At 54.6% G+C, this 25,936-nt stretch carries 24 protein-coding genes and 1 tRNA gene; 10 read left to right on the forward strand and 15 right to left on the reverse strand.

Annotation, left to right across the window (positions count from 1 at the left end):
• Positions 1-344 precede the first annotated feature (344 nt).
• From M0R30_RS09515 to M0R30_RS09525, 3 genes are all read left to right on the forward strand, one after another.
• Positions 345-2,000 carry a PAS domain-containing sensor histidine kinase gene (locus M0R30_RS09515; RefSeq protein ID WP_292546249.1) on the forward strand — a complete coding sequence of 552 codons (1,656 nt, stop codon included), beginning with the start codon at positions 345-347 and terminating at the stop codon, positions 1,998-2,000.
• A gap of 85 nt (positions 2,001-2,085) precedes the next feature.
• Entirely contained in the window at positions 2,086-4,827 is a 2,742-nt protein-coding gene (alaS, locus tag M0R30_RS09520) for an alanine--tRNA ligase (protein WP_292546251.1), read from the forward strand.
• Positions 4,820-5,452, forward strand: a complete 633-nt coding sequence (locus tag M0R30_RS09525) for a helix-turn-helix domain-containing protein (RefSeq protein WP_292546253.1) — start codon at positions 4,820-4,822, stop codon at positions 5,450-5,452. The genes alaS and M0R30_RS09525 overlap by 8 nt, the downstream gene beginning before the upstream one ends.
• Positions 5,453-5,495: 43 nt before the next feature.
• Here the strand turns inward: M0R30_RS09525 and M0R30_RS09530 are convergent, their stop codons facing one another.
• The 3 genes from M0R30_RS09530 to M0R30_RS09540 form a co-directional block, all read right to left on the reverse strand.
• Positions 5,496-6,329, reverse strand: a complete 834-nt coding sequence (locus M0R30_RS09530) for a hypothetical protein (RefSeq protein WP_292546254.1) — start codon at positions 6,327-6,329, stop codon at positions 5,496-5,498.
• Between the two features lie 77 nt (positions 6,330-6,406).
• Positions 6,407-7,012: an imidazole glycerol phosphate synthase subunit HisH gene (gene hisH, locus M0R30_RS09535; RefSeq protein WP_292546256.1), complete on the reverse strand. Its 606-nt coding sequence runs from the start codon at positions 7,010-7,012 to the stop codon at positions 6,407-6,409.
• Positions 6,990-8,402: a phosphoadenosine phosphosulfate reductase family protein gene (locus M0R30_RS09540; protein WP_292546257.1), complete on the reverse strand. Its 1,413-nt coding sequence runs from the start codon at positions 8,400-8,402 to the stop codon at positions 6,990-6,992. Before M0R30_RS09540 ends, hisH begins: the two co-directional genes overlap by 23 nt.
• A gap of 134 nt (positions 8,403-8,536) precedes the next feature.
• On the opposite strand from M0R30_RS09540, the gene M0R30_RS09545 reads away from it, so the two are divergent.
• Together M0R30_RS09545 and M0R30_RS09550 are read left to right on the forward strand one after the other, a co-directional pair.
• Entirely contained in the window at positions 8,537-8,797 is a 261-nt protein-coding gene (locus M0R30_RS09545; protein WP_292546258.1) for a hypothetical protein, read from the forward strand.
• Positions 8,794-9,144, forward strand: coding sequence for a monovalent cation/H(+) antiporter subunit G (locus tag M0R30_RS09550; RefSeq protein ID WP_292546259.1), 351 nt, complete (start codon positions 8,794-8,796; stop codon positions 9,142-9,144). The genes M0R30_RS09545 and M0R30_RS09550 overlap by 4 nt, the downstream gene beginning before the upstream one ends.
• A 115-nt stretch (positions 9,145-9,259) precedes the next feature.
• On the opposite strand, the gene M0R30_RS09555 is transcribed toward M0R30_RS09550, so the two are convergent.
• From M0R30_RS09555 to M0R30_RS09595, 9 genes are all read right to left on the reverse strand, one after another.
• Positions 9,260-9,598 (reverse strand): hypothetical protein, encoded by a 339-nt coding sequence (locus M0R30_RS09555; protein ID WP_292546260.1) that lies wholly within the window; start codon positions 9,596-9,598, stop codon positions 9,260-9,262.
• 640 nt (positions 9,599-10,238) lie between these two features.
• Positions 10,239-10,532, reverse strand: a complete 294-nt coding sequence (locus M0R30_RS09560) for a hypothetical protein (RefSeq protein WP_292546261.1) — start codon at positions 10,530-10,532, stop codon at positions 10,239-10,241.
• A gap of 2 nt (positions 10,533-10,534) precedes the next feature.
• Complete coding sequence (locus M0R30_RS09565; RefSeq protein ID WP_292546262.1) at positions 10,535-12,967, reverse strand: hypothetical protein; 2,433 nt, start codon at positions 12,965-12,967, stop codon at positions 10,535-10,537.
• Positions 12,964-14,070, reverse strand: a complete 1,107-nt coding sequence (locus M0R30_RS09570) for a hypothetical protein (protein WP_292546263.1) — start codon at positions 14,068-14,070, stop codon at positions 12,964-12,966. Before M0R30_RS09570 ends, M0R30_RS09565 begins: the two co-directional genes overlap by 4 nt.
• A gap of 46 nt (positions 14,071-14,116) precedes the next feature.
• Positions 14,117-14,803, reverse strand: a complete 687-nt coding sequence (locus M0R30_RS09575) for a hypothetical protein (RefSeq protein WP_292546264.1) — start codon at positions 14,801-14,803, stop codon at positions 14,117-14,119.
• Positions 14,804-14,858: 55 nt separating this feature from the next.
• Positions 14,859-17,045, reverse strand: a complete 2,187-nt coding sequence (locus M0R30_RS09580; RefSeq protein ID WP_292546265.1) for a hypothetical protein — start codon at positions 17,043-17,045, stop codon at positions 14,859-14,861.
• Positions 17,009-17,983: a hypothetical protein gene (locus M0R30_RS09585; RefSeq protein ID WP_292546266.1), complete on the reverse strand. Its 975-nt coding sequence runs from the start codon at positions 17,981-17,983 to the stop codon at positions 17,009-17,011. The genes M0R30_RS09580 and M0R30_RS09585 overlap by 37 nt, the downstream gene beginning before the upstream one ends.
• Positions 17,984-18,051: 68 nt before the next feature.
• Positions 18,052-18,891 carry a hypothetical protein gene (locus M0R30_RS09590; protein WP_292546267.1) on the reverse strand — a complete coding sequence of 280 codons (840 nt, stop codon included), beginning with the start codon at positions 18,889-18,891 and terminating at the stop codon, positions 18,052-18,054.
• 304 nt (positions 18,892-19,195) lie between these two features.
• Positions 19,196-20,038, reverse strand: a complete 843-nt coding sequence (locus M0R30_RS09595; RefSeq protein WP_292546268.1) for a hypothetical protein — start codon at positions 20,036-20,038, stop codon at positions 19,196-19,198.
• Between the two features lie 128 nt (positions 20,039-20,166).
• Here M0R30_RS09595 and M0R30_RS09600 point away from each other — a divergent pair, with 128 nt between their 5' ends.
• The 3 genes from M0R30_RS09600 (at position 20,167) to M0R30_RS09610 (ending at position 22,127) form a co-directional block, all read left to right on the forward strand.
• Positions 20,167-20,469, forward strand: coding sequence for a hypothetical protein (locus M0R30_RS09600; RefSeq protein WP_292546269.1), 303 nt, complete (start codon positions 20,167-20,169; stop codon positions 20,467-20,469).
• Between the two features lie 193 nt (positions 20,470-20,662).
• A complete protein-coding gene (locus M0R30_RS09605) occupies positions 20,663-21,772 on the forward strand; it encodes an acyltransferase family protein (protein WP_292546272.1) in 1,110 nt (369 codons plus the stop codon).
• Positions 21,773-21,860: 88 nt separating this feature from the next.
• Entirely contained in the window at positions 21,861-22,127 is a 267-nt protein-coding gene (locus M0R30_RS09610) for a hypothetical protein (protein WP_292546274.1), read from the forward strand.
• 155 nt (positions 22,128-22,282) lie between these two features.
• On the opposite strand, the gene M0R30_RS09615 is transcribed toward M0R30_RS09610, so the two are convergent.
• Positions 22,283-22,420, reverse strand: a complete 138-nt coding sequence (locus M0R30_RS09615) for a hypothetical protein (RefSeq protein WP_292546276.1) — start codon at positions 22,418-22,420, stop codon at positions 22,283-22,285.
• A gap of 492 nt (positions 22,421-22,912) precedes the next feature.
• A tRNA-Gly gene (locus M0R30_RS09620) sits at positions 22,913-22,984 on the reverse strand.
• Between the two features lie 134 nt (positions 22,985-23,118).
• Here M0R30_RS09620 and M0R30_RS09625 point away from each other — a divergent pair.
• On the forward strand, positions 23,119-23,745 hold the full coding sequence (locus M0R30_RS09625) for a bifunctional precorrin-2 dehydrogenase/sirohydrochlorin ferrochelatase (RefSeq protein ID WP_292546282.1): 627 nt from the start codon (positions 23,119-23,121) through the stop codon (positions 23,743-23,745).
• Positions 23,738-25,012, forward strand: a complete 1,275-nt coding sequence (hemA, locus tag M0R30_RS09630; protein WP_292546283.1) for a glutamyl-tRNA reductase — start codon at positions 23,738-23,740, stop codon at positions 25,010-25,012. The genes M0R30_RS09625 and hemA overlap by 8 nt, the downstream gene beginning before the upstream one ends.
• Before the next feature lie 166 nt (positions 25,013-25,178).
• Here the strand turns inward: hemA and M0R30_RS09635 are convergent, their stop codons facing one another.
• A complete protein-coding gene (locus tag M0R30_RS09635; RefSeq protein ID WP_292546285.1) occupies positions 25,179-25,874 on the reverse strand; it encodes a hypothetical protein in 696 nt (231 codons plus the stop codon).
• Positions 25,875-25,936 lie beyond the last annotated feature (62 nt).

Here is a 25,936-nt window from a genome sequence, read left to right on the forward strand (position 1 = left end):
ATACACATCCTCTCAGGAATAATCAGAATTCGATGATCACACACCTTCTTCCATACACTGTTTTTCTATAACCGGGATCGGTTGTGTGACACTTACATTACAATACAATATGTGTATGGCCCCCGTCGTTTCGCACGACAGCACCCAGCGTCTGTTCAAATGCCTCTGCATAGTACCTGAGTTTCCCCATGGTTGCACCACAATAAATTGTACTATCACCATTTTCCCAAATTAATATTTATACGTTGCGTTCTATGATGATTATTGATGTTAATTATTGGCAACCACCATCAATGATATATATTGTGAATTGACAATAATCTGGTAAGATTTTTTGAGGAAATATGGGACAGGAACACGAGCAGGCCCGGATACGGGATCTCTTAAAGGATAATCCCAAGGGACTGACCATTGAGGAAGTTTCAAAAAAACTCTCACTCAACCGGGCAACTGCGGCAAAATATCTCAACTCAATGATGATATCCGGGCAGGCTGAGCTGCGCGAACTTGGCCGGGCGAAGATCTTCTATCTCTCCGAGCGTCTCCCGATGATCAACATGCTGAGTCTCTCATCAGAACTGATCCTGATCCTTGACCGCGACCTGTTCATCCAGGAAGTGAACGATGCCTTCCTCTCATTTTTCCTCCTGACAAAAGATGAGCTGAAAGGAAAGAAGATCGAACATTCCGGTCTTGCCCCGTATTTTTCGGAAGAATACCGGGCATCCCTTGAGCAGGCACTCGAAGGAACCGGGACCTCCCACGAGGTCCATTTCGAGATCGGTGACAATGACCGGTATTTCAGGATGAAACTGATCCCCCTGGTATTTGAAAGCGGGGGCCGGGCAGCAGGCATGATACTGGAAGATATCTCCGAGATGAAACGTTACCAGCTGGAACTCGAGGAGAAGATCCAGGAACGGACCACGAAACTGCAGACCGAAGTCGAGCAGCATAAACAGGCAGAAGATGCACTCCGCGAGAACGATGCGGTCCTCCAGAGTATGCTTGACGCCACACCGGTCGGGGTTGCACTCCTTGTTGATCGGGTATTTCGTAAGGTCAACAACTCCCTTTGCGACATGACGGGATATTCCGAGAAGGAACTGACCGGGAAAAATACCCGGATAATGTATATTGATGATGCCGAGTACGAGCGGATCAGGAGGGACCTGTATAAGCCGATGGATTACAAGGGTGTCCGTACACTGGAATCCCGGATCCAGAAAAAAGACGGTTCGATCATTGACGTGATGATCAGCCTCAGCCCGTTCGATCCCCGAAATACCACCTCAGGAGTGACGGTAACCGTCATGGACATCACCGAGAGGAAGCGATCTGAAGATGCATTGAAGAGAGCAAGCCACCAGGTCGCGTTACTGAACAGCGTCACCCGGCACGATATCCTGAACAAGCTCACTGCCCTCCGGGGATACATCGGCTATATGAAGAGACATGAACGCGATGAAACACTTACGGAAATCATCAGGAAAGAGGAAAACATTGCGAACCTTATAGAAAAACTGATCATTTTCACGCGGGATTATAAGGATGTCGGCGTCCACCCCCCGGACTGGATTGATATTACCGACACGATCCGGGACGTCCGGGAATCCATTGAACTTGGTATAGTATCCCTCAAGGAAAAAACCGACAATCTTGAGATCTATACCGATCCTCTTATCAGGAAAGTATTTTACAATCTTGTCGACAACTCGCTGCGGCATGGAGGCCATGTCACCGAGATTCGGGTAACCACCCGGGAGATAGATGACCACATAGTCATCATATACGAGGACAACGGCATTGGAATCCCCCTTGAAGAAAAAGAGCAGATCTTCGACCAGGAATACGGGAAAAATACCGGTCTCGGCCTCTTCCTCGTCCGCGAGATCCTCGCAATCACCGGTATGAAAATTTCCGAGACCGGAGTTCCCGGTAAAGGAGCCCGGTTTGAAATAACCGTGCCAAAAGGATCCTACCGTTCCATCGTCAGCTGATTTTTTTGCCCGTAAAAAAGACAGCTCCAAGCAAAACCTAGATTAGCGTTTGCAGTCAAAAGTACTGACGATACGTGGTTTTTACATGCTCGAAGAGGAATACCAGCTCGATTATTTCAAGGCACAGGGGTTCGTCCGCAAGACGTGTAAAGCCTGCGGCGCGGCGTTCTGGACCCGCGACGCTTCCCGCGAGGTCTGCGGCGACGCCCCCTGCGAACCCTATACATTCATCGGCAACCCGATCTTCCGTCCCCACACGCTCGACACGATGCGCGAGGCGTACCTCTCTTTTTTTGAGAGGCAGGGACACACCCGGATCGAACGGTACCCGGTCGTTGCCCGGTGGCGTGACGACATTTACTTAACCATCGCGTCCATCGCGGACTTCCAGCCGTTCGTGACCGGGGGCATTGTGCCGCCACCGGCAAACCCGCTCACGATCTCCCAGCCCTGTATCCGGCTCAATGACCTCGACTCGGTAGGAAAATCCGGGAGGCACCTGACCACTTTTGAGATGATGGCACACCACGCCTTCAACACCCCGTCCGAAGAGATCTACTGGAAGGACCGGACCGTCGAACTCTGCGACCAGTTCATCGCGTCCATCGGGGGAGACATCAACCAGGTCACCTACAAGGAGAACCCCTGGATTGGCGGCGGTAATGCCGGACCGAGCGTGGAAGTGCTGATCGGCGGCCTCGAGATCGCAACGCTCGTCTTCATGAGCCTCGGGCGCCAGAAGACACAGGAGAAGGGCTACGACCTGAAAGGCGAGATGTATTACCCGATGAAACTCCGGATCGTGGACACCGGGTACGGCCTTGAACGGCTGGTCTGGGCCTCAAAGGGCTCCCCCACGATCTATGATGCGGTCTTCCCGGAGATGGTCAGCCATGTCATGGGCCTCGCGGAACTCGACCACATGCTCGGCAACAAGGACTTCGCCAAGATCCTTGCCCTGAATGCAAAATATGCCGGCCTCATGGACATCTCGGGTACCAACCTCTTCAACCTGAGAAAGAAAGTGGCTGCGGCAATCGATATCTCCCCGGACAAGCTGGACAAAATGATCACCCCGGTCGAAAAAGTCTACGCGATTGTCGACCACACCCGGTGCCTTGCCTTCATGCTCGGGGACTGCATCGTCCCCTCCAATGTCCGCGAAGGCTACCTCGCCCGGCTGGTTATCCGGCGCACCCTGCGGCTGATGAATGATCTCAGGATCAAGGAACCGCTTGCCGATCTGATCGAACAACAGTTCCGGATCCTGGGCAACCGTAAGTTCGAGCAGGACATCGCGGTGGTCCGCGAGATCGTTGACCGCGAGACGGAGAAGTATGCGGCCACACTTGAACGCGGCACGCGTATCGTCCAGAAGGTGGCAAAGACCTACAAGGCAAAGAGCCAGCGTGTCCCCCTGTCCGAGGTTATGACACTCTACGACTCCCACGGTATCCAGCCGGAGATGGTCAAAGAGATCGCAGCCAGGGAAGGCGCGGTGGTCGATCTCCCGGACAACTTCTACTCAATCGTTGCAGATATGCACTCCGAGTCGAAGAAAGAGGTCGAGGAAGACAAGACCGCGAAGTACATGGACCGGGTACGGGCACTTCCCCCCACGAAAAAACTCTATTATGAGCAGCCCGCGGACATCGAGTTCGAGGCAGTCGTCCTCGATTTCTTTGACGAGTACGCGGTCCTCGACCAGACCCTTTTCTACCCGGAGGGCGGAGGACAGCCGGCCGATACCGGGACCCTCGTTTCCGCGGAGAGCATGGTCCGTGTCGATGACGTGATCAAGGTCGGCGAGGTCGTCCTCCACCACATCACCGGTGGCGTGCTGCAGCGCGGCGAACGGGCGAAGGGAATGGTCGACGAGGAACGGCGCCTCTCCCTGATGCGCCACCACACAGCCACCCACATCCTCCTCCATGCGTCAAAGGAGGTGCTCGGAGCCCACATCCACCAGGCAGGGGCACAGAAGGGGGCTGATAGTTCCCGTGTCGATATCCGGCACTTCAAGCACATCACACCTGACGAACTCCACCGGATCGAGATTGCTGCAAACCGGATGATCATGACGAGCCAGCCGGTCGAGATCTCGATCGAAGACCGGACCAGGGCCGAACAGAAATACGGATTCTCGCTCTACCAGGGGGGCGTTCCTCCCGGCAGGGACATCCGTGTTGTTAAGGTGGCAGGAGACATCGAGGCCTGTGCCGGTACCCACTGCCAGAACACCGGGGAAGTCGGCATGATCAAGATCATCCGGGTGGAGCATATCCAGGACGGTATCGAACGGATAGAGTTCACTGCCGGTGTTGCTGCAATCTATTATATGCAGCACCTGGAGCAGATCGTCAATACGTCAGCCGACATCCTCTCCGTCCAGCCCGAGAACCTGCCAGCCACGGTGACCCGTTTCTTCACGGAATGGAAAGACCAGAAGAAAGAGGTCGAACGCATGAGCGGGAAACTGGTGGATCTTGAAACGCGGACACTTGTAGCAGAAGTTGTTGGAGGTGTCAACGTTGTCATAAAACGCATCGACCTGCCGCAGAAGGAACTCTCGGCCCTCGCAAGCTCCGTTGCGGAGAAGGGCGGGGTAGCCCTCGTCGCAGGTGGCGGAGAGACCGCACGCGTGGTCCTCGCATCCGGCGACTCCCGCGTGAATGCCGGTGAGATCATCGGCCAGGTCTGCAGCCTCCTTGGCGGCAAAGGGGGCGGCAAGCCCTCGATGGCCCAGGGTGGCGGGCCGGACATCAACCAGCTGGACCTTGCACTGAAAGTCGGACGCGAACGGATCCTTGCTTCACTCCATGACTGACAACGTCCTTGTACTGGAACCGGGCGATGAGCAGGCGCAGAAGATCGGGAAGGCGATGGGCAGCCCGACCGCAGGGGATATCCTCCAGCTGCTGGCGGATGGCCCAAAGAGTCTAACGGACATCTCGGACCGGCTCTCCCTCCCGATGAACACGGCAAAGTACCATGTCGAAAACCTGCTCGGTGCCGGGATCATCTCCGTTGAGGATACAAAATACAGCGTCAAGGGCCGGGAAGTGAAACTCTATTCGCTCACCAACCAGCTCCTGATCGTTGCCCCGCGCCGGTCGGATATCCGGTCGATGCTGCTGAAGTACGCATCGCTCTTCGGGATCGTTGCCGTTGCCTCGCTTGCGATCTCATCGATCCTGCCCCTGGCAGCCACGTGGGGCAAGACAAACGAGGTCTTTGCGACGCAGGAGGCCGTACCCGCCATAGCCCCGGCCGTTCACGACTATGCAGGAGCGAGCCGCGAGGCCGGTAATGTTGTACTAAAATCATCGCTCGACGGGATTGCCGCCGCACCGGCACCTGCCTTTGACCCCGCGATTGCATTTTTCTTTGGCGGGCTGCTCGTGATCATCATCCTGCTCTGCTATGAAGCATGGCTCTGGAAAAAGAGATAGGTTTTAGATAGTTAATCTTTTTTTTATTTTTTTTACTGAAATATTATTGAGCCCGCCGTGTCATCAGCACCATCAGCAGTCCCGCAACTGCAAGGCTGCCCATTACGGTCAATGGTGAGAGTGGGGACTGTTCGGTTGTTGGCCACGGAGTCGGGGCTGTTGTCAGCGTTGTCCGGGTTGTCTTGGCTACTGTTATAGTGGTGGGAATTGCCGTTGTCTGTGTTGTCGGGGTGACTACCGTAAAGGTCTTGGTACCGACATATCCATCAGAGTCGCTGAAATCAACCGTATATTCCCCACCAACGGTGACACTCACTTTCTGGGTAAAAACACCGGCATTGTTCCTGACTTCAGTCTTGGTCTGGATCCACTGCGGCCCAAAAATCCGTCCCTCCGGACCATGGACTTCAAGCTCAACCCCTTTATTTCCCCCATCTTTGATATTCCCTTCAATACGGAGTGCTTCATCAAGGTCCTGGGTGACCGGGGACGTGATCTCAATCTCATTAGACCGGTCGATGATCGTGACAAGCATCATAGTCCTGGAATCGGAGCGGAGCCGTTCCTCATCTGACCCGGTATATTGCATCTCGACCTTGTACTGCCCGCCGGGAAGGCCCGTGGTGTCGGTCACGATATTTATGGTTTTCTGGCTCGACTGGATCGTGATAGGCTGTTTACGGATCTGCGTTGCAGTATAGCCGGACTGGTACAGGACAAGGTTGAATGTTGTGCCCGGGGGGAAGTCGCTGTCAACCGTACATTTCAGGGGAAGACCGGCCTGTACCTCTTCGGGGCAGTTGAGGTAGAGCCCGTACGCGGATACCGGCCCCACGATGCACATCAGGAACAGTGCAATAAGAAAGATCCTTTTCATGTCTAGAGGGTCTTATGTCCGGCATTAAAATATTATCTGTATATCATTGCCCGGACAAAAGAAAGGCTTCCGGGTTTTTAGATCATGCCGATAAAATTTTCCAGCATCCGGAGGCCGGCACTGCCACTCTTCTCCGGGTGGAACTGGACGCCAAACACATTGTTATGAAAGACCGCTGATGAAAATGGGCAGCAGTATTCCGTTGAAGTGAGCGTATATTCCGGTGCCGTATCCGCATAGAACGAGTGCACGAAGTACATATATTCGCCCGGGCGGATGCCGGCAAGGAGGGGGTGGTCCGGTTTCTCCGGCACCAGCGAATTCCATCCCATGTGGGGGATCTTGTACCCGGGCGTTTTCGGGAACCGCTTCACGCGGCCCGGGATCAGGCCGAGGCCGTTGTGGATCCCGTGCTCCTCGCTCGTTTCCATGAGCATCTGCATGCCAAGGCAGATACCCAGCAGCGGGACTTCGCGGGTTGCCTCGACAACCGTTGACTTGAGGGGGCCGAGCTGGTCCATCCCCTCGTGGAATGCCCCGACACCGGGAAGCACGAGCCCGTCCGCAGCGGCAATCTCCTCAGGGTTGTCGGTGATCACGGCCCGTGCGCCCGCCTTCTCCAGCCCCCGGATAACACTCCGCAGGTTCCCGAGACCATAATCAATAATGGCTATCTGCGTCATCGTTTCCCTCTTCCTTCAGCCGCCACCGGCCTTCCGTGATCCATTCCGCGGGCAGCCCGCGGGACTGCTGCCACCCGGACAACTTATCCGTCCATCCCTGCCAGAGGTCCGGGTAGTCTTCAGCGATCATGTGTATTAATGCCATATCACTGGACGGGCACATGAAGCAACCGATCCGGTCCAGCCGGTGCCGGTACAGGACATTGTACGGCGCCTGCTCCCGCAGGATGTACAGCCAGACATGGAGGGCAGTCCAGTTATGGATCGGGGCCGCGGAGAGCTGGGCCCGCACGTTCCGGTTCCTCCAGACCCGCTCGCTCTGCGCCCGGGCTGCCGATTCGTACCGCCTCTGGCCGATGAACGAGAGACATTCTCCCCACCGTTCCGTGATCAGGTTTAAGACCGGCGTCAGCTTGCAGACCTTGCAGCACCAGCGGGCATTGACCGCGGGAGGTCCCTGCTTTTCGAACGTCTCCCAGAAAGTATTGATGCCGTTCGTGCGGAGCACTTCAAGGCCGTACTTTTCCGAGACTTCCTTCACATTCGCGTACGTCTCCGGGAACTCGAGGCCGGTATCGGCAAAGAGAAGCGGGACCCTGCCCACCGCTTTCATCACCACGAGCAGGGTGGCAAGGCTGTCCTTGCCACCGGAGTACGAGACATTCGCAACGAGACCGGGGTTCCGTTCCGCAACCGCTTTTATGAACGCAACGGCTTCTGCTTCCGTATTCTCAAGCACGCGGGCATTTGCCAGGACTGCATCGTCCCATGTGGCTGCACCGGGCACTATCTGAGACCCGATATTGCGCCGGGTCCGGACCACGGAGCCTTTCCCCATAGTCCGTGCCGTGGCAGCGTCGACCTTTGCCCGGCCGACACCAATGCAGGTGCCGTCCCGGGCAAGGATGAAGACCTCGTCACCGGCCCGGACCGAGTCCTCAATGGAGACGAGGCCGGGTGCGAGCACGCTCATGCCCTGGTCGCGGATGAACGGGACTGCATCGTCGCTCACGACCACGACCCGTTTTGTGGGAGTAAAGAGCCGGCACGCCTCGGGCCGGGGCACCGGTTCCCACCGGCGCTCGTCCGGGAAATACCGGATGATGCCGGCAACTCCGCCGCCCGCGATCACTTCTTCCATCCGGTCCTTGTCGGGCACCTTGTTCAGGAGTGCAATATGCCCTTCCGGTATGAGGGGGGCGCCGAAATGCTCCCTATAGATCCGGTTGATCAGTGCAATGTCATCGGGAAATGCCGGTCGTGCATCTCCCGGGGGCGTGACCGGGACTTCCCGGGTCTCGGCACCGCAGCCACAGCGCTTCGCGAGAACCGGGGCATGGCAGGCATCGCACCAGCGGAGCAGGATCTTACCAAGATAGGAAGGGTGCATCTCTCTACCCATACGTGCTCCGGAAATAAAAATGAGCCTGCGCCCCGGATAAAAATCGCTTTACACGCCGGTAATGACATGCCCCGTTGGGGGATTATTGATAAATACCCATCCTTCACACAGGTATGGTAGATATGATCGATACTTGGCTCTTTGCCGCATTCTGCCTCGCACTCCTCATGGTGGGGGCGCTCGTCCGCGTGTTCCGTTCAGCGAAACGGGATGACCGGTACCTCGCCGCGATGGTCGCAGTCATGACCGGTGCAGCAGTGGGACTTACCGTAAGTATCAGCATGGGGACCATGCTCATCCTTGATATCACCATCATCCTTGCACTGCTCTGCATTGCCGGCATCATTGGAAAGGCGAAGTTCTCCGGGGGTGCCGGAGCATGAGCTCGCTTGTTGCCGACATCATCATCTGGATACTTCTTGCCGGAGGGATCGGGTTCGTGGCTCTCGGTTTTATCGGCCTCCTGATCTTCCCGGATATAAAGAGCCGGATGTTCACGGCATCGCGGGCCACGCTGATCGGTGTCATCCTGGTCACCCTTTCAGTCGTCATCTTTGGGATCAATGGTTTTCTTGGAGGAGGGGGAGAGCGGTATACAATCCTCATCATCCACACGGTCTTCCTCTTTGCTATCCTTATGACTGGCCGTGCGGTAATCTCCCGTATCATTTCGGACCTGGTCCCGGGAGCTGATGCGGAAATAAAAGATCCGGCCATCATTCAGGAATAACCGGATACTTTTTTGAATTTTTTCCTGCCATAACCTGTGCAGGTGACGGAATGAACCAGAGTAAAAACAGGGTAAAAACGATTTTTTTTATTTATCGGACTGGAGCCCCAGAAAATTATTCGGGTTCCACCGGTTCAGGGATCGGCTCCATGAAGCAGAGCACTCCGGCAATTCCGAGGATGATTACAGCCGGCATGTAGAGGAAGAGCAGGTTTAAGGACCCTGCGAGCGGGACGGAGAGCGTGATGAAAACCGCGGCAAAGATCAGCATCCACCCGGCAAACCGTGTCTCCTTATTCGCAATGGCCGCACCCATCAGGGCGAGACTGGAGAACAATGCGGTCTGGACCCCGGAGAGTGTCTGCTCGTTACCGACAGCGGAGATGATCACAAAGACTGCGGTCAGGATTCCGAGTAATCCTCCGATCAGCCCAAGAATGAACTGTTTTTTCATAGGTTTACGATGGATGCAGAGAAGAATAAAGGTTGTCTTCCTGTAAACGGGCGGGGGTGAATGGTATTTTTGCAGACCAGTGTGTTCCGGCACTCCACAAAATGCGCGTTCCACCCCGGAGAATTTGGTCATATCCGGGTTACTTAATTGTTCATACGCGCCCTAAATTTAAAACCGGGCATTTTCTGAAGGATTGCGCATTTCATGATGTATTGCTTTGATAATCAGTTTTTATTAAAATAGTGCCGTTTTTCTTTGAATAAAGTGCTGGTTTATACTGATTCTGGGCCTCAAAATGCCATTGCGACCAAAATATTTATTAATAGACAGATTGAGAGAAAATATAACCCTTTCCGGTAGGAGGTGGATACCAACATGGCAGCAGCAAAGAAGGCGGCAGCTAAGAAGCCGGCAAAGAAAGCAGCAACAAAGGCCCCCGCGAAAAAGGCGGCAGCAAAGAAGAAATAATTGTTGCATATTAACCCAACACTTTTTTTGAAAAATTATTATTCTGAGTCCCTGAACGGACAGTATTCTGCTTGATTTTTCCTTGAACCGAAGAGAGTGTTACCGGTGTTCGTTATCCAGTACAGTTGATTGAAAAAGAATAAATGTTAACGGATTTATCACCAGCTGCACATCAGTCATTCTTCCTTCTCTCCAGCGCATCCAGCCGCAGTTCGATGCGGGCAATATCGGCTTTCAATGCCGCCACGGAGTCTCCATTCACGGAAGTTTCCGGACGAGATATATGGATACCGGCCGCGATTTTTTCAACCTGCGCCTCCACCCATTTTTTCCCGTCCATGATAAGCAGTCCAAAGATTGCAATGACAAGAATCATGAATGTCAGCATCAACTGCATTGTCACAATCCCGACGGATGCGAGGAGCACCGCGAGGATTATAAGAAAAATAAAACGTTTCTGTTCCATGATCAACCACATCTCCCTTTCAGTTCCTTTCTCACTATGATGACCACACCGGCCGCAAGGATCGCCGTGAAAAGGATGGACAGCGGAGCGATTCGCCTGGCAGGTACAGTATTCGTAACCGGATATGACGTCGTTGTCCCGGCAATCGCAAATCCCCCATCAGAGGATAGTGCAAGAGCACGGGCATTTTCATCCGACAATCCGCCATAAGTTGCCGTCCAGAGCTCGGTACCGGATTGGTCCATGCAGATGAGCCGGATATCGTCTCCCTTGTCAGCGATCATTGCATAGCCGCCGTCCGGGGTCTCAACCGCCAGTTCCGATCCTTTCAGTCCATACGTCCCGTAATACCAGACATGGTGCCAGAGGACATTCCCGGACCCGTCGGTTTTCACTATCCACGGGCCAATCGGGGAATCACCGCTGAGCGCGTAACCAGTCACCAGGAACCCGCCATCGGACGTTGACAGGACCGCACGCGGCTCTACCTGCGAGCTTTCTGTCAGCGGTCGTGACCACAGGACGGTTCCCCGGGCATCGAGCCTGATGAGCGTGGCTGCGCTTGTGAAATCATCCGCCATAAATCCTTCCCGGGTTGCAAGCACAGCGACATAGCCCCCGTCCTGTGCCCGGTCGATTCCCGGGATATCCTCCTGCCCACTCTCACCGAAGGTTTGTTTCCAGCGGACGGCCCCATCCGCCCCGGTCTTTACGATGATCGCGTCCGGGGAACGGTGCTCCGCTGACTGGAAACTCCCGGAGATAACATACCCGCCATCAGATGAGCGAATGACCTGTGCCCCGTTTCCGATCGGCAGGTCAGGAATGTCTTTTTCCCACTGCCGGGACCCGGCCGCATTGGCACGTATGAGCCACATCGCCTGTGACTTCCAGCCGTCCCGATCATGTTTACCCGTAAGGATGAAACCGCTGTCAGGCAACTGCTCTATGCTATGGATCTCTGAAAGCCCGTCCGATCCGAGGATCACCCGTCCGGTTTTCTGCCCGGTTTCATCGAAGAATGTCAGGACCGCATCGGAATGCATGCCATCATTTACCGCAGATCCCCCGACAAAATACCCCCCACCGTCCAGGGTCAACAGGGTGAACGGCTCCTGCATCCGGTCATCCCCAAAAGTCGTATTCCAGAGTTCATTTCCCTGTGCATCGATCTTAACAAGCCACCCGCTTGGCAGGTATGGTTCACGGTACGTCGTAACGGGGGTTTCGGGCATCACGGTTTCTTCGACCGTTGTCATCCCATACATGTGCCGGCCGGTCTCCGTGCCGGCCGCTGTCATCTCGATAGACCAGACTCCCCACCCTTCACCCGTGCCTGACAAGACAAGCGATCCGTCAGTACGCCGGGACAGACACCAGCTCCCCGACAGGATCTCCGGATCGATCCCGGTAAAGGTCTTATCCCAGAGCACCGTGCCGGCATTGTCCAGATTCACAAGATGGATCTCCCACATCTCCGCTGCGACAGCCTCGCCGACAAGAAACCCTTTTTCAGGAGAAAGGGCAATTGCCATCCCGCGCTCTATCCCTTTGCCGGCAACCTTCCGGTTCCATATCTCGTTCCCTTCTGCATCGGTCTTCACGACCCAGAAATCATCGACAGTGAGCCCCGGGGAGAAGGTTGAACCGGTAAAGATAATCTCGTCTTGGCGGGTGACCACTACCGATCGGGCTTCATCCTGCCCGCTTCCGCCAAACATCTTCTCCCACACGAGATCACCGGCAGAATCGGTCCTGATCAGGAGGGCTTCCTGGAGTTTCCCTGAATTGGTATTCCGGACACCGGCAATGACCAGTCCCCCTTTCGGATATTCAGCAACGGACTCTGCCGAGTCAAAGACTTCACCCCCGTATGTCCGGTTCCAGAGTTCGACCCCTGAACGATCGGTTCTGACGAGCCAGGCCCCCTGTCCCTTATCACTGAAAGCATCGGACGTACCCGCCAGGGCAAATCCCCCGCCACGCATCTCAATGACCGCGTTGATCACACTCGTCCGTCCATTACCGAAGGTCCTGTTCCACAGTTCCCTGCCATCCGCATCGGTCCTGATTACCCATGCTCCTGTGCCGAACGATTCCGTTGACCCGAATACCAAGAACCCTCCATCGGATAAGCCGATGATGCCCCGGGCTTCGTCCTTTTTTTCCCCGCCAAAAGAGCGGTTCCAGATGACAATATCGTTGCTGTTCCTTCTTTCAAGGGTTATATCACCCCCATTGGCAGGCCGATTTATCTGGTCTCCTACCGGCGTCTCATAAGTCCCGGCAAGGACATACCCGCCGTCATCCGTTTTCACAACGCCACGGTAATTGATTAATTGCCCTTCCGCCGCGAGGACCGGCCCGGCACACAGGAGAAGCAGGATCATGACAATGATCAACCGCATGCAGAGTGCCAAGGGACTGCTGCTCATGGTGCCTCACCCGCATCGGCCGGTGACAACCGGGGGTCCCGGCGCATGACAAGGTAATTTCCTGCAACAAATGTACATGCGGCAATAATCATACCCCCTTCTGCAAAGGTCAGTATTGTCAGCGGATCGGATGTGAGACGCTCGCCCAGATCAAATACGGTCGCTATCAGTGAGAGGATAAGGTCTGCGGCAACTGCACCGGCAAGAAGGATGACAGGCTGCCAGTCTTTTGGAATCTCCGCTCCGAAATACTGGAAGGGCACCAGCACGGCAAAGGCCATAATCACCATTGTAATGAGGGAGAAGTTTATGATCATCCTCATGCCGGGAATTCCAAGCAGCATAGTACCTGCAAGAACGAGCACAATCATGGCTGCCGCAGACAGAGCAATGGGGACCAGTCGCCCGGGAATTTTTTTTGTGACCGTCCCAAAAAAGATCGCTACTCCCCCGATACCTGCAGATGGCAGAAGAACGATCAGGGAACCGGTAACCGCGAACAGTATCCACCGTTTCCGGGCATGACCGGCCACGAGACTGCGGACATGCTGCAGGAACAGGATGGCACCGAATACCGCCGCAGCGATCACGATTACTGAAACGAACTGGATGAACTGGGTGACGACATCAACATACGGGATCCATGAGATATCCGTATAAGTCCCCATACGCGGCCCCAGGGTGATGAACATATTGAACATGCTGGTGCAGATGAATGTGATGGTGGTAGCCGCAAAGACTGCATACCACGGTCTTTTCAGGGTGATCTGTTCCCGGATGAGAGGAAACGGCGTTATCGCACCCATCGCGAGGATGCTGAACGTGGGGATAACATGGACAATACTGATGAACGAGCCCAGCAGGAGGAGGTCGTTCGCACTCAGCGAGGTATATATGAACGACTGGAACGGGCGGTCTCCCACCATGAAAACAATCGCTATCGCAACGGGAAGGACCACCCGCAGCCAGATCGTTTGGATCTTTTCAAGAAGACAATAGAAGACGGAGGCAAGGGCTGCGATACAAAGTGCCGGGATAAGGAATATCCCGCTGATGAGAAGGACTGCAAAGAGCATGGATGGGTCAAACAAAGCGGAATACATTACATCACCTTGAGAACGATTTTTACGACAGGATCTGCGTTCGTTGTCATTTCCGGCATCTCCGTACGATCAGGAACCCGGCTGCCAAGATAACGACCCCGAAGATTCCATAAATCAGAAGGTTTGCCCGATCCGGATGATACTCCATTTGCAAAACTGCCACGGATTGTGGCGGGACAAATGCGGACATGTTCCCACGGCCCGGGATTATTGATACGGTCAGGGACTGTTTCATTAATGCAGTTTTTTCTGTATCTGAAAAGCTGGAAAAATAGTCCGGGCAAACTGTTTCCAGATAAGTTCCAACCGATATCTCTCTGGCAGCCAGCGTATTCGAGACGGCAATCATGGATTCATTCAATGTACACTGCCCAAGGTAATTCCCCGGGGATACCGGCTGAATATCTTCCGGCACTTCCCGGAAACCGGCAATTGCGATGGCGGCACTACGTTCACCAAATTGCATGCCTTCATCCGGGTTGCTGAGGTTCGGCACCCGTACCTTCATTTTGGAATACCCTTCCCGGATATCCTTCGGCCGTGATTCAAGGTACCCGGGATTCGTGATATCCAGATATTCTTCTGCCGTCACTTCCTGCCCTGCATGCTGTTGCATCCACGTGGTTACCTGTTGGGAGTGATCACTCTCATCAGTCAGGGCCAACATTGCAATGATCGCCACGACAAAGACAATCATGGCTGCCAGTACCAGGATTATTTTGTTCACGTTCATGGATCATCCCAACGGGTTGTGAGAGCACACGTCCGGTTCTTGTATTTTTTCACGATCAATACCCCTTATATGCGAACAATACACGATCATCGGCATCAATACTCACGAGGATCTTCTCCTGCTCCGCTTTGTCTTCTGCAGTTACAGGATAATTGATATATACCCGTTTCATCGGGATCAGGTTCACGCCCTTAGCCGAAAGCCTCATGATATTTGCCTCATGGGGACTGGCAATTGCGAGAGGGATGATTATCCTCCCATTTCTTTGTTTTGCATCCCGCACAAAATCCCAGTTGCTGTTTATGTTATAGTTGTATACCCCACCGTCTTCCTTAATGAGAGAGAAGGTGCCGTTGTAATCTGCATTCGGAATGTCCAGGCAATATCCATAATCTCCGGAAGGGACATAAGCAGGATAAATTTTCAACTGGTAACCAGAGGAAACATAATCGCAGACGATTTTATCGATGTCTGCATCGCTCATCGCGGCATCCACATAGAACCCCGAGAACCAGTTCGCCCGTTCATGCCATGCCAGTGTAGACGGTGCAAGAGTGGGGCGGGGACCCGGTGCCGGGTACACCGGATCGAAGAGTTCCGGAAAAATGGTTGTCTCAGTCTGGAAAATGTATGTCCCGAGCGTGATGACCTCCGGGCTGGTTAGCGGGCGCTCTCGGGATATACCGGACCGTTCTGCAAACCCGGTCAGGTTCTTCACCTTTTTATCTTCGTTCTCCCATCGTTCGCAGTTGTCGGCAAAATCTTCGGGCGTTACTTCAGAGAAGATAGAGGGATACGCATCCGTTTCGTTCCCCGGGATTGCAGTTCCGGATGAGACTGACAGGGTGTAAGTATCAACCAGGATCCGGTGGACCTCTCGGGTTGCGGGATCATCGATCTCCAGCATGACCGTAACATTATGGCAGCAGTTGTCCCTAAGTGAATACACCGGGCGCACGGAACGCACGATACTGCCGGGATAGTCATGAGCCGCCGTCTCCCGGGCAACCCGTGTCGCGTTCACGAGATCATATTCTGAATGGGCGGTCTCCAGCCCGAACCGGTGCGTGTACAGTCCTTTATTGGCAGTGACAATGATATCGCTGACCGGGACCCCGTCCCGTTCGACACCGAAGATGTAATAGAGTCTCCTCCCTTCGAAGTCCTCTATCACCGCCGGTTCTTTCGTGCTCATGCTGGCGTTTCTCCACGAACGGTCGGCATAACCTTCAGGTCGGTCGGTCACGATGTGCCAGAGTTTCACGAGCGCGTGGTCACGGGCGGTCCCGGCCGGCACCACATTCCCGTTGATCAGCTCGTCTGTGACCGGGCTCACCTCGCGCTTACCTGAAGACACTGATTCTCCTGCTTCGGTACCGGGAGATTTTTCCTGGTAGTACTGCTTCAGGATACTTGCAGTCTGCCCTGAAAGTGGGGTACGGGGATCGATCCCCCGGGCCAGTGCATAGTCCACGATCCTGCTGGAGTTCGAGTCCTGCACCTGCCACTGCATGCGGCGGTCTGCAAAGTCGGTCTCCGGGATCCAGTCAAGGACAGATTGTGCAACGACAGGGCCTTTATAGCCGGGAGGAGACGGGAATGGGATGATCTCATGGGTATAATCATCGATCACGAACGTCTCCTCGCTGCCGGAGGTCTTGTTCTGGATCGTAAACATCGTGCCGGTACGGGGATCGCTGTAGAGGACCGTTGTTTTTGCATGGACCGGGTAGCCCGGAAACTGCTCTTCAACAACGAGTTCTGCCTCGGACATGAGGAGGGACCGGTTCCGGGGTGGGGGTGACTCAAAGATCCGGAACACGCCATGCCCCAGCCGTTTGTCTGCCACGGTCCAGAAAAATCCCGGGGCAATACCGTTGTTTATCAGGTAAAATTCGTAATATAACGGTGCGCCATTGACATCGTAGATGACCGCAGGTTCGGGATCGAGGGCTGCAGAGTTCCAGCCCGGGTTCGCAGCGTACGGGCCTTCGATCGTAAAGCCCCAGAAGACGGAGAGGGTCTGGTTGAATGCTGTCGTGACCGGAACGGTATCGGGACCTGCCCCAGCGGGTAATTCTTCCGGAAGGGACTGAGATAACAAAAGGAGACGGGACCCCGCACTATCCGTACACCCCGCTCCGAGCACCAGCAGCAACGCGATCAGGACAAGGGAATATTTTTTCATTTTTCTCCCATTCACGTTCAGCCGCTGCACCCGGTGCTGTCGCGGGATAGCCACCAGCTCGCGCCAGCCGAGGTCCCATCGTGGACCTGCACGTAAGGCCCGGTGGCGATAAGATGTGTTTGTATCATCCGTTCCGACCCACGTGCCAGCTTGACCGTATGATTCAGTCGCCCCATGGTGCCGTCTTCATTGGTGATCATGGTCTGCTGTGAGCAGATGATCCATGATGGGTCGAGCGAGTATGCCGGGCTCGCGACAACGCGTTCAACCCGCTGCCCGTAGAGTACATAAAATTTCCCTGTCGTCAGGAATGTAGCAAACGCGGTACCCTCAGGAGAGAGGTATATCGCAGTCTGGGTCTTTGTCACAATATACATCGGAGCAGTCCCGTTTGCCGGTGACGGGAGCACCAGGTGGACCCGCTTGATGGTTATGTCATAATCTGACGTGAAATTATAGACGCCCTTCTGCAGGGCATGCCCGGTCGCGTTGGGCCCCATGCGCCGGCTCCCTACCTGTTCGGGTACCAGGGTGAAGGTATGGATCTCTTCACCGGTATCGAGTATCTCTGTCACGCTCGTACCCCGGTCGATGAGAAGGAGCCGTGAGCCCGTAAGCTCATACATCCCGATAATGGAATCTTCGGTCCCGTTGACGTTTGCCCGGATCATGAGACCATCGATGACCTCCTTGCGTGGGAGATAGTCCACCATACGCGGCAGTTCGGGTGCCGGCCCCGGTTCGCCCGCCCCGAATTCATACAGGAAGCTCGTGGCAAACGCGGGCGTGATCATACTGGTTACGGTCATCGGGATGATATCCGGGCTAAAGGTCCCGACAGGAATGCCGGACCATATGCCGGCCGGGATAAAGTACATGTTCGCGACCATGTGTCCCGGGATCCAGAAGAGAGCGCCAAGCCCTGTTATAATGATAATACAAACCGCAGCAATCAGGATCCAGTTTTGTTTTTTATTACCCGGAGAATTCATGATATTCCTCTCATTTTTCCCGAACAACAGCAACCGGCAGACAATCCAAAAGACAACTCCCGCATTGCTCATCCCCTTGTGGCATTGATCAGCAGCGGAAACGGATCGGTGTCAGTTCCCGGTTTGATCCCGTAAAAGATCCAGACCGGGATAACAGTATCCGGTGGCATTGCCTGTCCCGGGGCATTATGGATCTGTGTTTCGAACGTCCCGACATAGTATCCGGATTGCACCCGGGTTACGTGGTAACCGTCAAGACTGCACTGGACCGGCCTGAGCAGGTCACGGGCCCGGAGTTTTTCCATCGCCTCTTCTGCGGATATAACCGGGACTTCACCGGAAAATGCAAGGGTGCTCCAGTCTTTTGAAATATCCAGGAGTTCCCCCTTCTCGCCAACCAGGACCGAGATCCCGGAATTCATCACCGGGGAACCATTGACGTACTGGCGGTACATCACCTGTGTATACTGCGGGTACTGTTCCTCGACGGTTTCCGTCCTGATATTGTATTTTCTCATGAAGACCTGTTCCGTCCTTTCGAGGACCGCATCGGCCGGGAGCCCGCCGTACGCTGCAAGAGCGGCCTCCGCAAGCCCGGGCGCTTCCTCAATGGACGGGATCTGTTTTTTTACAGTCAATGCCGTGCCGGTGCCGGAAGAATACTGCTCAACGGATACCACGCGGTAGAGCGGGACGGTTGCCGGGGATGCGGGCAGCGGGACGTCAAGGGGGATTGTGCGGTCGTATGCCGGGAGATCCGGGGCCGGGTCGGCATTCACCGGAGGGACCAGGGACGCTGACGGGAATCCCGTGATCCCGAGCATGCTGAAGGCAAAGACCATGCACCCGGCAAGAAATACTGCGATGACGAGCCCGCTGCCGACAGCGATCAGTTCACGGGCATTCATGGGATGCCGTGAGACGCAGGCAGGGTACCTGAAATGGTGACCGTACTCCCGACAGGAGAAAAAATTTCCCGGTCACTACCGGAACCTTCCTGAGGTGCGCATGCGGTGATACCGGAAAAGAAGATCGTATCGCCGGGTATCGCGGCGTTTATTTTATAATTCATGTAACAACCAAATCCCTGAATCAAAATTCGTTGGAATTTTATCATATATATAATTTCTAGACATTTACTCTACCGATGGATCAGGAAAAACAAAAAATCCCGGGAGAGGGGGCCTGATCGGTCCCGCACACGTCCCCGCATCACTTCTGAGGTACGCTCCGGGCCAGGACTTTTTGCCAGAGCGGGCGGGAGAAGTTCGGATAGTAACCTCCGGCTGATCCATAGATCCCGTTGCTCATCTTCCAGCCACGTGTCTCCCCGGTATGGAACCATGAGTACCCATCAGAATAAGAATTTTTCTTGGTGCGCCAGCTCACCTTCCAGCTGTTTTCTACACTGACATGGGAACCGATATTCACAACTGCTGATGGCGATGTCGAGTAATCAGCGTAGAACATCATGTGCTGGGGAACCACGACAACCTCCCGGTACTTCATGAGATCAGGGTCCTTGTAGGGGATGATCTCCGTTAATTCTGGTGAGAAATTTACTTTCTGCAGGAAGATGGACTGGTTGCCAATGGGAAGGATGGTCTCCTGGAATTCAAGCGGGGAATTCAGGGGCGTGCGTTCTTCGTGAATGAGCAGGAACTCAGTCCCGTGTGTCTTGTTCGGGTACAACCGGTCAGCGGTCAATTTCAGGTACAGCGGTTGCGAACCATTTACAAAAATTGTCCAGTTGGGGTCCATACCGGGAGGGGACCGGACGAACGCGACCGAGATGTTCTCCCGCGCGAAGAATTCCTCGGTCAGGTAAAACGATCCGGCAACAGGTGAACCATTCTTTATCGGAAGCGGGAGATAGAGGGTCACGTTGGTGAGGGGCACCGTTGAATGGATCATCATCTGGTAGTGCTCGCTTGAGGAAAACTCGTGCGGTTCGGGATTAAAAATGAACCCGTTACTGAGCATGAAGTGTATTATCATGAAGAGTACGATACAGAGCAGGAGCCAGATCCCCGGGTGCCGGATATCCAGGTTCATTCCGTGATGGTCGAACGTGAGAGTAAATAAAAATAGTGAAATGAATCCGGGATTATTCCCACAGATAATCCAGAATACCGGAATAAAAAAACGCTATCTTTTTTGCACCGGCACATGCATGAATCCCTATGGCAGCCACAACCTACATCATAAAACAGCTTGGCATCGAAAGTGTCGGAAAATTCTTTGCGGTCTTCGGACTGGTCTGGGGATTTTTTGGGGGACTCATTTTCGCAGCCGGGGTTACTACAATGGGAGCCGGGATGGGAGTTGCCCCGGTCGGGTTTATGGGAGGCCTTGTCGCGCTGGGACTCTCGACAATTATCGGTGGGGTTTGCGGGTTCATTGGCGGGGCAATCATTGCCATCCTCTACAACATCGTGCTCGGGGCGACCGGGGGTATTGAGATGGACCTGGAAGTGAAGGCATAACGATTTTTTTTAAAACGTTTGAGACAAGGGCAATCGATTGAGATCTTAAAAAATAATTATACAAAATCAGTTCAGGGTCTTCTCTCTTTGATGGCGTGAGAATTCATTCTGTATCGTGAATACGCCAAACCATTGTTTCAGAAAAATTAAACCGTAATAATATTATTATAAAAGATCCCATATCACGTAGCTCATGGTCCGGTTGCATTATATCGACAATCTGCGGTGGATGACGATCCTCCTGCTCTTCCCCTTCCATGCCGCTGCCATATTCTGTGCGGAATGGTACGGCTATTATGTCTCTTCCGGTGACTCGTCCATGGCTGCACACCTGCTTCTGGTCACTTCCGAGCCCTGGATCATGCCGCTGCTTTTCTGTATTGCAGGACTGAGCACGAGATACGCGTTACACAAACGTTCGCCCCGTGCGTACCTGGAAGAGCGTGTCAGGAAACTCCTTATCCCGTTCCTTGCAGGACTGGTCCTTATCTGCCCCGTGATTGCGTATTATGCCTTAAAATTCCACACGGGTTACACCGGCAGCTTTGCCGGTGCATTCGTACATTATTTCACCTCAATCCGGTATAGTCCGGGCATAAACGGGATCATGGGGAATTTCAGCGTTGACCATCTCTGGTTCATCGCCTTCCTGTTCATCTTCTCCGTGGCGGCAATAGGCCTGATCATTCTTGGACGGCGACTCCCACAAGTTCACTTCAGTCACGGTAACGTACCTCTCCCGGTTCTTTGTCTCCTGTTCATCCCGCTCTGGTTCCTGAACCTTGTCGGCTACCACGTGACACGCTATTCCATCCTTGCGTACTTCGCGATGTTCCTGATCGGGTACTACCTGCTCGCGTGCGATCCGGTCCAGGCAACGCTGGAAAAGTACTGGTCAGTCCTCCTTGCTGCATGGGTTGTCCTGGTCATTGGCGTGACATGGACGTACGGAATACTCATGGGACATGACGAAGTATTCTGGGGATACTCTCCTCTCTTCGTGTTGACCGGATGGATCGCCGTTCTTGCGTTCATGGGGACGGGCCGGCACCTGCTTGACCGCTCCAATACCTTCGCAACGTACATGAATTCAGCATCGTACCCGGTGTACATTATTCACCAGCCGGTAATGGTGGCGATTGCGTACTATGTGCTGATGCTCGCAATTCCTCAGGCACTGCAGTACGCGGCCATTGTGATCGGAAGTATCCTGCTGACCTTTACCTGCTACGAGATCCTCAGGAGAATCCCGGGGGTACGGGTGCTGTTCGGGATTGTTGGGCCGGAGAAGAGAACGGCGTGAGTTGCCCAATAATTTTTTCTCTCCCTTTATCGAAAATAATTACGGATATCAGTATTCACAGTTAAGATCCATAAGGATGTTTTTAACAATGCCAGGATCCGCACAACCACCTCTTGCCCGGTTCGTACTGTTCATGATCGCACTCTCGGTTGCCGGAAGTATCGTTGCCGGCGTCCATTATGCGGCCGTTGACCTCCCTGCACAGGAACGCATGAAGACTGCCATGACCGGATACACCCGGTGCACCGGCGGGTGCATCAGCTCGAATGTCATGTACATAACACCGACCGGGCCCCGTAACCCGACCGATGATGCCTGCATGCAGAAATGCCGCGAGGAATATCTCCATCCATGAAGGCGTAACGATTTCTTTTTTGAGAGAACATTTTTAACCGTGAAAATTGAACCTTCCGCTACCCTCTGGATACGAGCATTTTGTAACCTGCGTAGCTGTATTCGTTTATATTAACCCATAAAAGGAAAATAAAATAGTTAGAAATTCCAGGCGGCTTACTTGAGCTTTTTCTCGAGCTTCTTGAGCTTCTTCTTGGCCTCTTGGCTACCCGCAGCAGCCTGCTTCGAGAGCTCTTCTGCCTTGACCTTCTTTGCCTGGTTCAGTTTCACCATCTGTTTCTTACTCGTTGGCATACAATCACCTCGCTACGCCTTTGGCTGATTCTAATTTGCTTTTTTCCTTCTTAAAATATCCCTGTACCGGGATACCAGCCGGTAAAACTTCGAATAAACGAAACGCTGACCTATGATCCTCGTATACTCCCGGAAAACCGTTCTGACTTTCCGTTCGTCCGGGGATGCTTCACTCTGGCCGATAGGAGCTTGATACCATATCTTTTAAGATGATTTTTGAATTCGCTGTTCCACCTGCCGTCGTCATGGATTGCTCCTGGTTGCGACCCTTGCAATCGCCCGAGTGCTCCTATGATCCGACGGGAGTTCTGACGAGCACGAATACCGGGCCGGTACTCTCCGTTACCGGGGTACCTGTTCTGTCGCGCGGACAAAGATTTCATCTTTTAGAACAGGAATCGGACCATGAGAACAGGATGCTGCATGGATAATCGGACTTTCTTAAAACAAGAACGCCTTCGCTCTCCCCATCAACACAAAACAAAACCAGAGTGCGCCGACCGGGACTCGAACCCGGGTTTAGGCGTTGGCAACGCCTAGTGATAACCACTACACTATCGGCGCAGTGTGCTCTACAATGTGGGTAGTCAAACGATTTAAGTATTGCGAAGAACGGGAAATGCGGGCAGTATTTTTTCCTGCAGGGGCCAGACGAACATCACAGGATTTTTGAGCATAATCGCACTATCTTATACCAGATGATCCCCCTCTTTGTGGACTGTTCCGGCAGGCGCATCGTGATCTTCGGAGGGGGCAATGTGGCCGCACGGAAGGCCGCCTATTTTTCAGGAAAGGCCGGTGTTGTGGTGGTGAGCCGGTCGTTCGTACCGGCGTTTGACGAACTGGCGATTCAGCGGCAGGAACGCGATCTCGGAATACTCACCGACCCGGAACTGGACATGCTCATCAACAATGCGTTCCTTGTCATCGCAGCGGTCTCCGACCCGGCGATCAATAACCGGATCGGAAAGATCTGCAAGGTACAGGGCATCCTCTTCAATAACGCTGACGGGGAGAAAGGCGACGTGGTCCTGCCTGCGGTCACGGGCGGGGAGCACTACTCGATCGCGGTCAGCACGCACGGGTCGAGCCCGGCGGTTGCCCGGTTCGTCCGCGAGGAACTCGAAGATGAGTTCCCGACGCTGGACGCAATGATCGTGCTGCAGGAAAAACTCCGGGAAGCGCTGAAGAAGTCCGAGCCGGACCAGATACGGAGGAACGCAGTCCTGCGGGACGTGCTGGACGACCATACGGTCTGGGAACAGCTCATGACCGATGAAGCCGCTGCATGGAATGACGTGCAGAAGAGGTACCTGCATGGCTGAAACCGTTGCACCGCTTGTGATTGCCGGAGTAAGCCACCACACCGCGAACGTGACCACGATCGAGGCGTTCCGGTTCGCAGATGAGGAGGCGTTCCTTACCACAGCACGCGACCGGTTCCCCGGTGTCATCATCCTCCAGACCTGCAACCGCGTGGAGGTGATGGTGGAAGGCGACGAGGCCGGCCTCCGCAGGTTCCTGGAAGAGCAGGGCCGCAGGGACTTTTTTGTCCACGAAAGTGCCGGTGCCCTCCGCCACCTCTTTGCCCTCGCGTCCGGCATCGACTCGATGATCGTGGGCGAGGACCAGATCATAGGGCAGCTCAAGAAGGCACTCTCGGATGCGCAGGAAGCGAATACCGCGAGCCCGTTCCTTGAGACCTGCATCAACAAGGCGGTCCATGTCGGGGTCGAAATCCGGCGCCGGACGCTCATCAACCGGGGCTCGGTCTCGGTCGGCTCCGCAGCCGTCCGCCTGGCCGAGGCGGAGATCGGCACCCTTGCCGGCAAGCACATCCTTGTTGTTGGCAGCGGCGAGATAGGGCTCCTTGTCGCCCAGGCGCTTGCGGCAAAACACCTGACCGCGATGTACGTGGCGAACCGGACCTACAAGCGGGCCGAGATCCTTGCCGGCAAGATCGGCGGGAAAGCGGTGAAGTTTGACGAACTCTACCACTACATCACGCTCTCGGATGTCGTGATCTCCTGCACCGCCGCCCCGCATGCAGTCATAAAAAGAACGGAGCTCGCCCATGCCATGCGGGAGCGCTGCTGGCCACCCGAGGGGCACCCCCGCCCCCTCATCCTTGTCGACATCGCCCAGCCCCGGGACGTGGAGGACGGCGCAGGGACTGTTGACGGTGTCCGGCTCTATACCATCGATGACCTGCGGTCCGTGAACGAGCAGACCATGAGCACCCGGAAGGCCGAGGCGGACCGGGCGCACGGATTTGTTGAGGCCGAGCTCGCCCTCTTCCTCCGGCACCTGAACCGCAGGACCGCGGACGAATACCTTGCCACGCTCCATACCTGGGCCGAGTCCGTCCGGGTCCGGGAGCGTGAACGTGCCCTTGTCCGGCTCGGCTGTACAGATGAGAAAACCGCTGGGGTGGTTGATGACTTAACCCGCGTCCTCACAAAGAAACTTTTAACGGACGCGACCTTCTCCATTCGCACCAGTGCCGAAGTGGGTGACATCGCCGCTGCCGAGGCGCTCGTGAACGCGATCACGAAAGGCGACCCTATTGAAGGAAATCCTCCGCAAGAATAATCCACGTCCGGATCAGTCCGGAATTTTTTTTTTAAAAAAAGGAATCCCGGTCAGGGAATCGGCGAGATTCGCGTGGTTCATTAAAACCACGAGAAGGAGTAGATTCCCATCAGGGAATCTTCGGGATGCTGAGGGTTATCAGACCCGAAGCAAAAGAAGATCCCATTTATGGGATCTTCTGATATGCCTTCTGTGCGATAGCGATCGCTGCCTTGTCGTCCACGACCGGCCCGCTCATCCGGATCACTTCAAGAGTCGTTCCTTTGGAGAAGACGATCTCGACAAAATCCTGCCCGAGGGTATTCTGGTCCGCATTCTCTATCGTGAGCCCTGTTGCAGAAAGGGGGACGGAGGTCCCGGAGGCGGTTGTCACGGCCGGGGGCAGACCCGGGTTCCGGACACCCGCGGCAAATCCCCGGTAGTTCTCACCCAGCCCTGACAGCCGGAGGTCCGTATACACGAGGTCGCTGTAGGAGCGGTCTGTCCTGTTGATATACTCAATGATATCCGGCATGTTGCTCTCCGGGTAGGTGGCGAGAGACTGGAGGACGACAAACGGGGATTTCCCCGGGACCTCTTTTGTATCCGTGTACTCCACAACATACCCGGCCCGCCAGCCGAGGGTTTTGGCAAGGCTTCCCATTTCTGTTGCGTTCTTTTGCCGGGTCACTGTCAGGACATAGCCTTCCGGGAGATCGGTGCGGTCGAGGGAAAGCGAAGAAAGTGAGGTGGCCGGCGAGTACGTGGCCGTTGCGGCAGGAACCGGTGTTGCGGGTGCGCTCGTGTCTGTAGTAGTACATCCGGCAATGGCAAGTGCAGCACACACGAGCAGCGCGAGGATGAGGGAGCCGTGATTGTTCATACTATCCGGTCAATCCGACCGGAAGAAAAAGATTGTGCAGAGGGGACAACGTACCCGCAGAT

The organism is Methanoregula sp., from assembly GCF_023227875.1.
Lineage (GTDB): Archaea > Halobacteriota > Methanomicrobia > Methanomicrobiales > Methanospirillaceae > Methanoregula.

Excerpts from the sequence above, each read along its gene's own strand:
- M0R30_RS09515 (WP_292546249.1), top strand. The coding sequence starts at position 345 with ATGGGACAGGAACACGAGCAGGCCCGGATACGGGATCTCTTAAAGGAT.
- alaS (WP_292546251.1), top strand. The coding sequence starts at position 2,086 with ATGCTCGAAGAGGAATACCAGCTCGATTATTTCAAGGCACAGGGGTTC.
- M0R30_RS09525 (WP_292546253.1), top strand. The coding sequence starts at position 4,820 with ATGACTGACAACGTCCTTGTACTGGAACCGGGCGATGAGCAGGCGCAG.
- M0R30_RS09530 (WP_292546254.1), bottom strand. The coding sequence starts at position 6,329 with ATGAAAAGGATCTTTCTTATTGCACTGTTCCTGATGTGCATCGTGGGG.
- hisH (WP_292546256.1), bottom strand. The coding sequence starts at position 7,012 with ATGACGCAGATAGCCATTATTGATTATGGTCTCGGGAACCTGCGGAGT.
- M0R30_RS09540 (WP_292546257.1), bottom strand. The coding sequence starts at position 8,402 with ATGCACCCTTCCTATCTTGGTAAGATCCTGCTCCGCTGGTGCGATGCC.
- M0R30_RS09545 (WP_292546258.1), top strand. The coding sequence starts at position 8,537 with ATGATCGATACTTGGCTCTTTGCCGCATTCTGCCTCGCACTCCTCATG.
- M0R30_RS09550 (WP_292546259.1), top strand. The coding sequence starts at position 8,794 with ATGAGCTCGCTTGTTGCCGACATCATCATCTGGATACTTCTTGCCGGA.
- M0R30_RS09555 (WP_292546260.1), bottom strand. The coding sequence starts at position 9,598 with ATGAAAAAACAGTTCATTCTTGGGCTGATCGGAGGATTACTCGGAATC.
- M0R30_RS09560 (WP_292546261.1), bottom strand. The coding sequence starts at position 10,532 with ATGGAACAGAAACGTTTTATTTTTCTTATAATCCTCGCGGTGCTCCTC.
- M0R30_RS09565 (WP_292546262.1), bottom strand. The coding sequence starts at position 12,967 with ATGAGCAGCAGTCCCTTGGCACTCTGCATGCGGTTGATCATTGTCATG.
- M0R30_RS09570 (WP_292546263.1), bottom strand. The coding sequence starts at position 14,070 with ATGTATTCCGCTTTGTTTGACCCATCCATGCTCTTTGCAGTCCTTCTC.
- M0R30_RS09575 (WP_292546264.1), bottom strand. The coding sequence starts at position 14,803 with ATGAACGTGAACAAAATAATCCTGGTACTGGCAGCCATGATTGTCTTT.
- M0R30_RS09585 (WP_292546266.1), bottom strand. The coding sequence starts at position 17,983 with ATGAATTCTCCGGGTAATAAAAAACAAAACTGGATCCTGATTGCTGCG.
- M0R30_RS09590 (WP_292546267.1), bottom strand. The coding sequence starts at position 18,891 with ATGAATGCCCGTGAACTGATCGCTGTCGGCAGCGGGCTCGTCATCGCA.
- M0R30_RS09595 (WP_292546268.1), bottom strand. The coding sequence starts at position 20,038 with ATGAACCTGGATATCCGGCACCCGGGGATCTGGCTCCTGCTCTGTATC.
- M0R30_RS09600 (WP_292546269.1), top strand. The coding sequence starts at position 20,167 with ATGGCAGCCACAACCTACATCATAAAACAGCTTGGCATCGAAAGTGTC.
- M0R30_RS09605 (WP_292546272.1), top strand. The coding sequence starts at position 20,663 with ATGGTCCGGTTGCATTATATCGACAATCTGCGGTGGATGACGATCCTC.
- M0R30_RS09610 (WP_292546274.1), top strand. The coding sequence starts at position 21,861 with ATGCCAGGATCCGCACAACCACCTCTTGCCCGGTTCGTACTGTTCATG.
- M0R30_RS09615 (WP_292546276.1), bottom strand. The coding sequence starts at position 22,420 with ATGCCAACGAGTAAGAAACAGATGGTGAAACTGAACCAGGCAAAGAAG.
- M0R30_RS09625 (WP_292546282.1), top strand. The coding sequence starts at position 23,119 with ATGATCCCCCTCTTTGTGGACTGTTCCGGCAGGCGCATCGTGATCTTC.
- hemA (WP_292546283.1), top strand. The coding sequence starts at position 23,738 with ATGGCTGAAACCGTTGCACCGCTTGTGATTGCCGGAGTAAGCCACCAC.
- M0R30_RS09635 (WP_292546285.1), bottom strand. The coding sequence starts at position 25,874 with ATGAACAATCACGGCTCCCTCATCCTCGCGCTGCTCGTGTGTGCTGCA.